The sequence below is a fragment of the Streptococcus sp. genome, assembly GCF_041802885.1.
GTDB lineage: Bacteria > Bacillota > Bacilli > Lactobacillales > Streptococcaceae > Streptococcus.
On record NZ_JBHCHN010000059.1, the window covers coordinates 1 to 12139 of the forward strand.

The window sequence follows — 12139 nt, forward strand, 5'->3', positions numbered from 1 at the left end:
ATATCCGCCAGCGCCCCCACCAGACGCTCAATATCCTGTATTCTGTCCCCGATGGAAATGTATGCCAGCATATTTCCGATATCGCCAAATTCAATCTGTATGTCATACTCATCCCGCAGCAAATCATAGACTTCAATACCTGTCAAGCCGATTCCCTGTGTGTAAATAGACAGCTTGGTCACATCAAAATCATAGACCGATTTGCCATCAATCAATTCCTTGGAATAGGCATAGTAGCCACCGATGGCATTGATTTCTCGGCGAGCGTACTCAGCCATTTCAATGACTTTTTCGAAGGATTCCTTACCTCGAAGGGCTAGATTTCTGCGGGAAATGTCCAGACTGGACAAAAGCAGATAGGAAGCTGACGTAGACTGGGTTAGGTTGATAATTTGTCGAACGTATTCCACATTCATATCTGGCCCAACCAGCAAAATAGAACTCTGGGTCAAACTGCCACCTGATTTGTGCATGGAAACAGCTGCCATATCAGCCCCCACATCCATAGCAGCCTCTGGCAATTTGTCCGAAAAATGCAAGTGGGCACCGTGGGCCTCGTCCACCAAGACCTTCATGCCCGCCTCATGGGCCAGCTGGGTCAAGGTTTTTAAGTCTGAGCAGATACCATAGTAGGTCGGATTGTTGATTAGAACCGCCACCGCATCTGGATGTTCCGCAATGGCCCGTTCAAAGGCCTCATTTTCCAGCCCAAGGGCAATCCCAATCCGTGGTTCAACGCTCATATCCACATAGACTGGAATAGCACCACAGAGCACCAGAGCATTGAGGGCTGATTTGTGGACGTTGCGCGGGAGGATGATTTTATCCCCTGCCTTACAGGTTGCCAGAATCATGGTCTGCACTGAGGAGGTTGTTCCCCCAACCATGAGAAAGGCATGACTGGCACCAAAGGCCTCTGCCGCCAATTCTTCTGCGTCTCGGATGATGGAAACAGGGTGGCCAAGGTTATCCAATGGTTTCATGGAATTGACATCGATGCCGACACACTTTTCGCCCAGTAACTCTACTAATTCTGGATTGCCTCGACCCCGCTTGTGTCCAGGCACATCAAAAGGAACAATCCTCTTCCTTCTGAGTTTGACAAGCCCCTCATAAATAGGAGCCTGATGTTGATTTTTCATGCTGAAAAACTCTCCTTTGCTAGATGATACCCTCCTTTTTCCACAGAAAAAGAGCAGGGTTCACCCTGCTCTACAATCGCTATCGACGCTTTTTATTCTTCTCTTGAGTTTATGTGCCTACCGTTTCCTACTCTCCAGTGCAAATATATACGTACTTTATTGACCGTTTCACAAGATGACGTGTGCTTTCACCACACTAAATTTGATACGAATTAGGAGATGACTCCTAACATCAACTTATAAAATTCGAGCTTTTAACTCGATCAATAATGTGGTTTTCACCACGCTTCGGCATTTGACCCGCCTGTCCGGAGGCTTTGGTTATGACAAAAATTTGTCCCATATAGGTCTGATATTTGCTAGAATAGGTATCTCTACTTTTCCTAGGCTTACTTATTCTATCATGAATCGATAGATATGACAAGCCTTGGATTCTATTTTACCTTAAAGAAAAAATCAGCCCCTAGAGGGGCTGAAAATTACTTAATTCCTAAAGCAATGCGTGCATAGCGGCTCATCTTTTGAATGGTCCAGGCTGGTGACCAAACCAAACGAACATCTACTTCTGTCACCTCAGGTATAGACTTGAGAACATCATGAATTTGGTCCGTAATCAAATCAGCCAGAGGACAGCCCATGGTTGTCAGGGTCATGTCGATTTCTGCCTTACCATCCAAAAAGCGAATCTCATAAATCAAACCAAGGTTGATAATATCAATGCCCAATTCGGGGTCAATGACTTCCTCAAGAGCACTAAAAATGCGTTCTTGAATCTCTTTTACTTGCTCTTCTGTGTACATTTCTTCCCCCTCAAACGTTTATTCTATTCTACCATAGTTTCAGTGATATCAGTCGGCTCTATGCTCACGATACTCATCAATGATGACCACCATAACTGTTAATGAAGATACCCAATTCTCTATTTTTTATGTAGAACTCTTCCCCAAAATCGCTCGTTCCCAATTTTCAGCGAGCGGTTGATTTTGTCTCCCAGACGATAACCTCGCTCTTCTATTTCTTGGCTCGGGTTAAAACACCACTCTGGACTTGGGCCGCTTTTGTGTTTCTAGGCGGCCGTTAAAAACCTCCCCGGAGGCGCTCCCTTTCTTATTTCTAGGGGAGCGGTTAAAAAGGATTCCCGAAATTGCCTGCTCTCCTATTTTCAGGCAGGCTCCAATAGTCTGGGGGACTATTGGAGGCGGGAGATGAAACAAACGAAGTTTGTGTCAAAACAAGCCTATCCGTAGGCTTATTCCTCGCTCTTCTATTTCTTGGCTCGGGTTAAAACACCACTCTGGACTTGGACCGCTTTCGTGTTTCTAGGCGGCCGTTAAAAACCTCCCACGGAGGCGCTCCCTCTCTTATTTCAAGGGGAGCGGTTGATTTTGTCTCCCAGACAAAATCAATCCTCCATAAAGTCTCTGAGTGGTTTGCTGCGGGATGGGTGGCGGAGTTTGCGGAGGGCTTTGGCTTCGATTTGGCGGATGCGTTCGCGGGTCACATTGAAGACCTTGCCCACATCTTCCAGGGTCCGCATTTTACCATCATCTAGTCCGAAGCGCAGGCGAAGGACATTTTCTTCTCGGTCGGTCAGGGTATCCAGGACCTCATCCAATTGTTCACGAAGTACGACACGGGTGGTATAATCAACTGGATTTTCAATGACTTCGTCTTCGATAAAGTCACCCAAGTGGCTGTCATCCTCTTCGCCGATTGGGGTTTCCAAGGAAACAGGCTCCTGAGCAATCTTGAGGATTTCACGGACCTTATCAGGGGTCATATCCATCCGTTCTGCGATTTGTTCAGGGGTTGGATCTTGTCCCAATTCCTGCAAGAGATTACGCTGTTCCCGCACCAATTTGTTGATGGTCTCCACCATGTGTACTGGAATCCGAATGGTTCTAGCCTGGTCCGCAATGGCACGCGTAATAGCCTGACGGATCCACCAGGTCGCATAGGTCGAGAATTTGAAACCTTTGGAGTAATCAAATTTATCAACGGCCTTCATGAGACCCATATTTCCTTCTTGGATCAAATCTAGGAACTGCATACCGCGGCCTACATAGCGCTTGGCAATGGAAACGACCAGACGCAGGTTGGCTTCTGCCAGACGCTGCTTAGCTTCCACATCCCCCGCCTCAACAGCCAGGGCCAGTTCTTGCTCTTCTTCGTTGGTCAAAAGAGGCACAACCCCGATTTCTTTCAGGTACATGCGGACTGGGTCGTTGACCTTGGCAGAATTGCTGCCCAGCAACTCCTCGTCAGTCAATTCCTTTTCTTCCTCCACCTGCATGACCCGTGAACTTGGATTCCCATCCTTGTCCACAATGGAGATTCCAGCATCCTGAATGCGTTGCAGCAAATCATCAATGCCATCTGCATCTAGGCTGAATGGAATGGCCAATTGATCATTGATTTCATCATCAATGGCTGTACCTTCCTTCTTGTGGTTACGGATAAAATCCGCCACCTGTACATCAAAGGTCGTTACTTCTGTTTTCTTTTCTGTTTTTTTCGCTGCCATAGTTACTCCATATTTCTTTTTTGTGCAATGAGCTTGCTTAGCTCATCAAGGGCTTGATCATCATTCCCGATATGGGACTGTTCACGAACTCTTTTTAACTTTCTGCGATTGTCTCTTCTAATCTGTTCGCGCTGGCGATTGATTTCCAAGTCCTCTAATTCATTTGTGCCAATTTCGTCTGGTAATTTTTCCTCCAAAACCCGATACCAGGCCCTTTGAACGGATTCATCAAGTTCAGCCAAGTCATAGGCTGTTATCTCTCCGTTTGACTTAAGTAATTCAAAGAGGACCTCTAATTCAGGGGTGACGAAATGAAAGTCTTCTCTCAATCTGTATTCATTGAGAATGTAGGGATGTTCTATCATTCGATAGAGCAAGTGATTTTCCGTGCGGATCAAACTGGTAAGCCTTGCTTGCTGAGGGATAACCTGCTCCCTAGGCGGCTCAAAATACATATCCTGTGGAACCTGGGCAGCCACTTGGCGCTGCTGCCGACTGGAAATCCGAGCCCGATTGACCACATCTTCCACCTGCTGGTAATCAAAATCAGCCAGCATCTCCGCAACCTTATGGATATAAGAATTCTGGGCTGTGATGGAGGCCGTTTTGGCAATAATCGGTCCAATCTGATCCAAAAAGTCAATCTGCATCTGCAAATTATCCGGATTTTCAGGCTTCAGGTATTGAATCAAAAATTCCACACCCGTCAAGCGGGACTTGGTCAAGACATTGGCCAGAGCTTCTTCGGAATGCTTGGCAATGTACTCATCTGGGTCCATCTGATCTGGCAGAAAAACAATCTCAACATTGAAATCAGCCAATTCCTCCAAGGCCTTGGCCGTTGCGGCTTGCCCGGCCTTGTCCCCATCATAGGTCAGGACTACCTTTTTGCAGAACTTGGCCAAATGACGGACATGCTCAGCTGTCAAGGCTGTTCCCATCGATGCCACTGCATTTTCAAGACCAGCCCGATAGGCAGCAATGACATCCATGAAACCCTCCATCAGATAGACTTCACGCTGCTTTTTGATGGCGGCCTTAGCCTGATCCAAATGATAGAGCTCATAACTCTTATTAAAAATCGCCGTTCCCCGGCTGTTTTTGTACTTGGCCATTTGTTTGTCTGCCAAGTCAGCTTCGGTCCAAATTCTCCCCGAAAATGCAACTACCCGACCATACTCATCAGTCAAGGGAAACATGATTCTGCCTTGAAAAGCATCATAAATCATATTGGCATTGCCTGTGTTGAAGAGACCTGAGTTGAGTAAGTCAGCCTCCGTATACTTCTTGGACAGATGCTGGTAGAGATAATTGGCTTCCTGAGGGGCTAGCCCAATCTGGAAATACTTGATGATATCATCTGTCAAACCACGATTGTAGAGATAGGTCCGTGCGGCTTCGCCCATCTTGGTCGTCATCAAGAGGGCGTGATAGAACTTGTTGGCTTCTGTATGAATATCATAGAGGACCTGGTGGGGATGGCTAGTCTTTTCCACCTGTCTTTCTGATATTGGAATATCCAGTTGAAAGCCCGCTTTTTCAGCGACTACCTGAACACTTTCCGCAAAAGAAAGACCCTGCATTTCTTCGATGAATTTAAAGACATCTCCAGACCGACCACAGCCGAAACAATGATAGAATTGCTTGTCTTCCACCACGTTGAAGGAGGGAGTTTTTTCACCGTGAAATGGACAGAGGCCTAGATAATTTCGGCCGGCCTTGGTAAGAGCAACGGATTCGCCGACAATATCAACAATATTGACAGCCTCTTTTATTTCATTGATTTTTTCTCTCGAAATCATCCACTTCCTCCCCTCTAGCCGACACTAAGCACATCATACCATTCTCTATTTTATACTAAAATAAGGCGAATGTAAATTTTTCAAGATAGAATACTTGATTTTTTTTCAAAATACTATATAATATTCAAGTATAAAATTATGAAAGGACATATTTAGGATATGTTAAAAGATTTAAAAGCTTTTTTGTTTAGAGGCAATGTCGTTGATTTGGCAGTTGCTGTCATCATCGGTGGTGCTTTCGGTGCCATCATCACTTCATTGGTTGCTGATATCATCACACCACTCATTTTGAACCCAGCTTTGAAAGCTGCAAACGTTGAAAACATCGCACAACTTGCTTGGAACGGTGTTAAATACGGTAGCTTCTTGAGCGCAATCATCAACTTCTTGATTATCGGTACTTCGCTTTTCTTCGTAGTGAAAGCTGCTGAAAAAGCAATGCCTAAAAAAGAAGAAGCTCCAGCTGGTCCAACTCAAGAAGAACTTCTTGCAGAAATCCGCGACTTGTTGAAAAACAAATAATTGAAAAGACAGGCTATTCGCCTGTTTTTTTGGTTAAAACCAATCAGGTATGGAAGTCCATACCTGATCTTTTTATTCTTGATAGCCATTTGGGTTCTTGGATTGCCAGTTCCAGGTATCACGGCACATGTCTTCAATCGTTTTTTCTGTCTTCCAATGCAGTTCAGCCAACGCCTTGTCAGCGTTAGCATAGAAAGAAGCTAGGTCTCCAGCTCGGCGAGGAGCCATTTGATAAGGTACTTCTACTCCTGTCACTTGAACGAAAGTGTTCACTAATTCAAGCACACTGGTACCTTGGCCAGATCCCAGATTGTAAGTGTAGACTTGAGCTGCTTCATTAAGTTTATCCAGAGCCTTCACATGACCTTTGGCCAAATCAACTACGTGGATATAATCCCGAACACAGGTGCCATCTGCTGTATCATAGTCATCTCCAAAGATATTCAGAAATTCCCGCTTGCCAACTGCTACCTGAGCAATGAAAGGCATGAGATTATTTGGAATCCCAGACGGGTCTTCCCCTATCAGGCCAGACTCATGAGCTCCGATAGGATTAAAGTAACGTAAGAGGGAAATAGACCAGCTTGGGTCCGATACAAAGATATCCCGTAGAATCTGCTCACACATGACCTTGGTTTGGCCATAGGGGCTGGTTGGAATACCGACCGGCATGTCTTCCTTATAGGGAGATGGATTGAGGCTTCCATAAACAGTGGCACTTGATGAAAAGACGATTTTCTTCACATCAAATTCTGCCATCACCTCTACCAAAGAAAGAATGGACATAATATTATTTTCATAATACATTCCAGGTTTTTGAACAGATTCTCCCACTGCCTTAAAGGCTGCAAAATGGATTGCTGCTTCAATCTGTTCCTTGGCAAAAACAGCACGCAAGGCATCCTTATCCGCTACATCTAGCTGGTAAAAGGCTGGTCTCTTCCCAGTAATTGCCTCAATGCGGTCCACAACCAGAGCACTGGCATTGGAAAGATCATCGACAATGACCACATCCTGTCCCAACTCCAGCAATTCAACAACGGTATGACTGCCAATGTAACCACAGCCACCAGTTACTAAGATACTCATGCACCTTCTCCTTATCAAATATGATTGATACAATAAAAAACAGCTCTGCAGCTGTTTTTCATATTCTATTAGAATTTTTTACGCTTACGAGCTGCTTCTGATTTGCGTTTACGTTTTACAGATGGTTTTTCGTAGAATTCACGTTTGCGTGTTTCTTGAAGCGTACCAGCCTTTGTAACCGCACGTTTGAAACGGCGAAGAGCATCATCAAGAGATTCGTTCTTGCGTACTACTGTTTTTGACATATTTTTCACTCCCCTCAATTTCAAAGTCTTTGTTATTATACTATGATTTGACCAAGCTGTCAAATAGAAACTTTATCTTTCCTTTTCCTGTGAATGTAGAAGATCACTGCACCTGTCAAGGACTCATAGAGGAGGAAAAAGAGGATAAAGCAATGGAGAAAAAAGACTTCTGGCAAAATGTAGATGACAGGGTCTGTATTTGGGTTGAAGAGCCAGGTGGAATCTCCTACAAAGAGGATTTGGTGAAAGAGGGTAAAGAAGGCATTGAAGCCAATCAAGGCCCCCATCCCACCAATCAGCAAGGGCAGAACAGCCATCCAGATATAGGTCTTCTGAAAAAGGCTACCATAGCCTTTTCGCAGAACATTCTTGAAAAAGGCAAGGCTGACTGGCAGGCTGATGAGAAAGGCTAGTTGAGTGAAATGAAAGAGCCACTTGACCTGCTCAAAATGATGGAGACCATCTGCAGATGAAGAAAAGTTAGGCATGTCCAAAACCTGCTGGAAAGGGTTGGTCAGATAGTTCATGAGAATTTTGAAATTATAAAGAATATCCTCAGCCTTCATATAGACCACTTTTTCCAGCTGCAACCACTCAATCTCCAGAGGATAGAAAAGCCAGGCCAGATAGATGGTCAGGAGAATGGCGGCTGAAAGAATAGTCAGGACCGTCGAAATGACTTGTAATTTAGTTTTCATCAAAACTCCATTCATCTAGACTTTTGAGGACATGGCTGGGAGCGATAGGCAAACTAGCCACTTCTTCTTCCTTGGTAAAGCCCGTCAGAACCAGAAGAGTTGGAAAGCCATTGTCAATCCCTGCTCGAATATCTGTCAGGTAATTATCACCCACCATAACGGTCTCTTCTAATTTGGTCCCAAGATGGGAAAGGGCCTTATTCATGATATAGGCCTGAGGCTTGCCAACGATATGAGGTTTGACCCGAGTCGCTGCTTCAAGGAGGGCTAAGAGCGATCCTGCTCCTGGCAAAAGGCCTCGCTCTGTTGGGATATTGAGGTCTGGGTTAGTCCCGATAAAGACAGCCCCCTTCTCAATAGCTAAGGTAGCGGTCGCCAACTTCTCATAATCCACCTTCCAATCCAGACCAACTACGACATAGGCTGGATTTTCTGGGTCTTCGACATAGCCCGCTTCTGCGATGGCAGACTTGAGACCATGCTCTCCGATGACATAGACCGTTTTCTCCCGCCCGATGTCATTCATATAGTCCACAGTAGCCAGAGAGGCGGTATAAATCGTCTCCAGAGGTGTGTCAATCTCAAAATTTTGAGCCAGCATAGTCTGAACTTCCTCAGGCGTCCTAGTGGTGTTATTGGTTACAAAGAGATGGGGAATCTGGCGCTTCTGTAACTCTTGAACAAAGCGTTCACCGGCAGGAATCCGTTCCTTTCCCTTGTAGATAGTCCCATCTAAATCAATTAAATATCCCTTATAGGTCACTGATTTCTCCTTAATCAAATCTTGTTTGCCAGTGCTCATCAGCTTCGGCTTCGAAGCAGAGGGCAATCTGCTGAGCGGTGGTCTTGCCCTCAGATAAAACGGGCAGCTCGTCTAAGGCAAAGTAATCGCTGGCCACAGTCTCTGCATTGGGGACAAAGGCCCCACCCAAACTTTTACACAAGATAAAGACCTTGGTGACACGGTGGGCAGACCTAGCTGGATTATTCTTGGCCTTGTCCAGGATAGCAATGACCTTTTCAGCACTGACATCCAGGCCTGCTTCTTCCTTGACTTCCTTGATGGTATTGTCCATGACAGACTGGTCGACATCACACCAGCCGCCTGGCAGAGCCCAGCGGCCATCGCTTTCTTGAACCAGTAGAATCCTCCCATCCTTGAAAATGGCGGCCCTGGTATCGATTTTTGGGGTCTGGTAGCCTGATTCGTTGCAGAAAAGTTCCTCCACTTTTTCCAAGGGAAGTCCAGAGGGGGACACCAGCATTTCAGCTGCAATCTGGCGAATTTCCTCAAACCGCTGGATGTCAAAGACATCCTTGGAATAGGCCAAGCCGTTTTGGGCCAAACTCTGGAGGCGGACAGCCCACTCCAACCACTGATTCTTATCTGTCATCGCGCTTCTCCCATTGGATAATAGCCTGGGCATGGATATGGCCTTCAGACCAGATCTCGTGCTGGCTGGTCAGCTGTTCAAGCTCAACCTTGGAGGAAATCATGCCACCCGGCGATACTTCCTTGACATACTTGAGCTGGATGTGGCTGGGTCGATGGGCCAAAAGGAAGTCGTATTCCAGGGCGTCATACATCCATTCCAGGTACTTGCTGTTGTTGACATGGCCATTCATATCGATGTCAAAATAACGGATGCGGTAGTCCTTATTTTCAGGATTTTCCAAGACTTGGTAGCGGGGAGCCCGCTGGATTTTCTTGACTTTTTCAGACTGATAGGGGGCAATCAAATCATCTGGAACTGGCACCACTTTTCGGTCTTGAAAATCAATGAGGACAAAGTAGCTGAGGATATCCATGAGCAGGTTTCCAGCCTCATCATAGACATAGAATTTCCGATAACAGAAGAATTTATTGTAGGAAACCGCCTCAGTCACAATGCGGACCGTTTCGTTGTAAATCGGGAGGCGGAAGATGGAGAGTTCGTAGTCTGTCACCACCCAAATGAGCCCATATTGCTCAAAAACATCCAGATCACTGCGTCCGATACTTTCCGATTGGCGGCCAGACAAGCCCAGACAATAGGAAATGAACTGCGAAATGATGACTTCCTGCTTGACATCTGTCATGGCAAAGGGAATAGTAAATGGTTCTTCATACTGTAAACCCATGGTAACTCCTATTCTATGATAAAGCGTTCTGCGACCGTGTCTCCCAAAAAGAGGCCTTTTTTCGTCATGCGAATGCGGTCTCCTTCTTGCTGCAGAAGTCCTTCTTCCTTCAAACCTTGGACAATCTGGCCATAACGTTCCTCGAAAGACAGGCCAAATTTTTCTTCAAAGCGGGCAATGGAAACACCCGTTTTCTTCCGCAAACCAAGAAACATCTCTTCTTCCATCTGTTCATTTGGGGTCAAATATTCCTCATGGAGGCGGGCATGTCCCTTTTCTCGGATAGACTTGAGATAGTGCTGGATGGGCCCGCGATTGCGGTAGCGCATGCCCTTTAGATAACCCGAGGCCCCTGCACCTAGGCCATAATACTCCGCATTGTCCCAGTACATGAGATTGTGGCGACTTTCAAAGCCTGGCTTGGTAAAGTTGGAAATTTCGTAATGCTCAAAGCCATGTTTTTCCAATTCAGTAAGAATATAGTCAAACATCTCAGATTCGACATCTTCCCCTGGAAGGTGGAGCCGACCCCGTTTTTGCCGGTTCATAAAGACGGTATGATTCTCCAAAATCAGGCTGTATAGGCTGAGATGAGGTATATCAAGGGCTAAGGCCTTGGCAACATTGTCCACCACCTGGTCCATGGTCTGTCCAGGCAGGGCATAAATCAAATCGATGGAGATATTGTGAAAACCTGCGGCCTTGAGGCTGTCAATGGTTTCATAAATTTGGCTTTCATTGTGGCTGCGACCGATGCGTTTCAGCATCTTGTTGTCAAAGGTTTGAACGCCCAGAGAAATCCGATTGCAGGCCGATTTTTTCAAAACTGCAATCTTGTCCGCAGTCAAATCACCTGGATTGGCCTCGATGGTAAATTCTTCCAGCTGGGAAAAATCCAATTCATGTTCCAACTGGGTCAGCAGGTAATCCAACTGTTCAGCCGAGAGGGCTGAGGGCGTCCCCCCTCCGATGTAGAGGGTCTTGAGAGCTGGCAGCTTGTAATGCCGAACCTCTTCCATCAGGGCTTTTAAATAGTCATCCACAGGCTGATTTTTGATAAAGACCTTGGAAAAATCACAATAGTAACAAATCTGAGTACAAAAAGGGATATGAATGTAGGCGGATGTCGGACGATTTTGCATAAACCTATTATAGCACAATCCAGTGATTTCAGAAGATAACAAGTACACAGAAACAGCCACCTCCCGAGATGGGAAAGATGGCTGTCTCATATTCCTTTTCCAGCCCCTACGAGGAAAGGCTTTCTTCTCTAATCTTCCAAAGCATAGGGCTGCAATTCAGGATTGATAGGGGTGTTGATCAGGTTATTGGCATAATTGCAGAGGGTCGCCAAACTGACACCCAGTACCACATCCAGAGCATTTTCATCGGTGTAACCTGCCGTAAAGAAGTCGGAAAGGACCTGTTCACCAACCTTCCCCTTGTTTTCAATCACTGCCAGGGTGAATTTAGCGAGAGTATCGAGTTTGGGATCGCTATCAATACTTACCCCTTTTCTGAGGGCTTGAAGAACATCATCTGGCATCTTGATTTGCTTGATAGAGATGGCCGTGTGCCCCGCCACGCAGAAACCACAACCATTGGCTACTGCTGCTGTGATTTGAACCACCTCACGCTCAGTTGGAGAAAGACTGGTTCGACGATTGATACCGCCAACTGTTTGGTAGGTTTCCAAAGCAGTTGGAGAATTGGCCAAAAGTCCAATCAGATTGGGAATATAGCCACCATTATTTTTCTTTACAGTGGCAAGATTTTCTTTCAAGCTCTCTGGCGCAGAGTCAATGGTTTGAATGGGAAAATGGGATTGGGTCATGCTTCTCTCCTTTGAAAAATGATTGCTATCATCATAACAGAATCAGGACCATCCGTCTAATATAGATTTCTTATCGGCTGTATAGGTATTGCAAATGGAGGACTAGAAAAACCTGGATTGCTCCAGGTTTTAAATGAGTTTGCATTAAGCATTTAAATCTTC

Annotated in this window: 13 protein-coding genes; 1 reads left to right on the plus strand and 12 read right to left on the minus strand. The window is 45.7% G+C overall.

The features are described 5' to 3' along the window. From ACEYCN_RS07565 to dnaG, 4 genes are all read right to left on the minus strand, one after another. A partial coding sequence (locus ACEYCN_RS07565) for an aminotransferase class I/II-fold pyridoxal phosphate-dependent enzyme (protein WP_373713683.1) occupies positions 1-1142 on the minus strand: 1142 nt, incomplete at its 3' end. A 479-nt stretch (positions 1143-1621) separates the two neighbouring features. After that, the gene (locus ACEYCN_RS07570; RefSeq protein ID WP_373713684.1) at positions 1622-1942 is read right to left on the minus strand and encodes a metal-sulfur cluster assembly factor; all 321 of its coding nucleotides are present in this window, start codon (positions 1940-1942) and stop codon (positions 1622-1624) included. A gap of 602 nt (positions 1943-2544) precedes the next feature. Next, the gene (rpoD, locus tag ACEYCN_RS07575) at positions 2545-3666 is read right to left on the minus strand and encodes an RNA polymerase sigma factor RpoD (RefSeq protein ID WP_373713685.1); all 1122 of its coding nucleotides are present in this window, start codon (positions 3664-3666) and stop codon (positions 2545-2547) included. Between the two features lie 2 nt (positions 3667-3668). Continuing rightward, complete coding sequence (dnaG, locus tag ACEYCN_RS07580) at positions 3669-5468, minus strand: DNA primase (RefSeq protein WP_373713686.1); 1800 nt, start codon at positions 5466-5468, stop codon at positions 3669-3671. A gap of 159 nt (positions 5469-5627) precedes the next feature. On the opposite strand from dnaG, the gene mscL reads away from it, so the two are divergent. Next, positions 5628-5990, plus strand: a complete 363-nt coding sequence (gene mscL, locus ACEYCN_RS07585; protein ID WP_373713687.1) for a large conductance mechanosensitive channel protein MscL — start codon at positions 5628-5630, stop codon at positions 5988-5990. Positions 5991-6062: 72 nt separating this feature from the next. Here mscL and galE read toward each other — a convergent pair whose 3' ends face one another. The 8 genes from galE to ACEYCN_RS07625 all read right to left on the minus strand — a co-directional run bounded on the left by galE (position 6063) and on the right by ACEYCN_RS07625 (position 11977). Further along, positions 6063-7079 carry a UDP-glucose 4-epimerase GalE gene (galE, locus tag ACEYCN_RS07590; protein ID WP_373713688.1) on the minus strand — a complete coding sequence of 339 codons (1017 nt, stop codon included), beginning with the start codon at positions 7077-7079 and terminating at the stop codon, positions 6063-6065. A 68-nt stretch (positions 7080-7147) separates the two neighbouring features. Further along, complete coding sequence (gene rpsU, locus ACEYCN_RS07595; protein ID WP_000048054.1) at positions 7148-7324, minus strand: 30S ribosomal protein S21; 177 nt, start codon at positions 7322-7324, stop codon at positions 7148-7150. Between the two features lie 59 nt (positions 7325-7383). Next, positions 7384-8022 carry a TIGR01906 family membrane protein gene (locus ACEYCN_RS07600; RefSeq protein WP_373713689.1) on the minus strand — a complete coding sequence of 213 codons (639 nt, stop codon included), beginning with the start codon at positions 8020-8022 and terminating at the stop codon, positions 7384-7386. Continuing rightward, a complete protein-coding gene (locus tag ACEYCN_RS07605; RefSeq protein WP_373713690.1) occupies positions 8012-8785 on the minus strand; it encodes a TIGR01457 family HAD-type hydrolase in 774 nt (257 codons plus the stop codon). Before ACEYCN_RS07605 ends, ACEYCN_RS07600 begins: the two co-directional genes overlap by 11 nt. Positions 8786-8795: 10 nt before the next feature. Further along, positions 8796-9416 (minus strand): NUDIX hydrolase N-terminal domain-containing protein, encoded by a 621-nt coding sequence (locus ACEYCN_RS07610; protein ID WP_373713691.1) that lies wholly within the window; start codon positions 9414-9416, stop codon positions 8796-8798. Continuing rightward, on the minus strand, positions 9406-10143 hold the full coding sequence (locus ACEYCN_RS07615; RefSeq protein ID WP_373713692.1) for an acyl-ACP thioesterase domain-containing protein: 738 nt from the start codon (positions 10141-10143) through the stop codon (positions 9406-9408). The genes ACEYCN_RS07610 and ACEYCN_RS07615 overlap by 11 nt, the downstream gene beginning before the upstream one ends. Positions 10144-10151: 8 nt before the next feature. After that, complete coding sequence (hemW, locus tag ACEYCN_RS07620) at positions 10152-11285, minus strand: radical SAM family heme chaperone HemW (RefSeq protein WP_373713693.1); 1134 nt, start codon at positions 11283-11285, stop codon at positions 10152-10154. A gap of 128 nt (positions 11286-11413) precedes the next feature. Beyond that, the gene (locus ACEYCN_RS07625; protein WP_373713694.1) at positions 11414-11977 is read right to left on the minus strand and encodes a carboxymuconolactone decarboxylase family protein; all 564 of its coding nucleotides are present in this window, start codon (positions 11975-11977) and stop codon (positions 11414-11416) included. Positions 11978-12139: the final 162 nt, after the last annotated feature.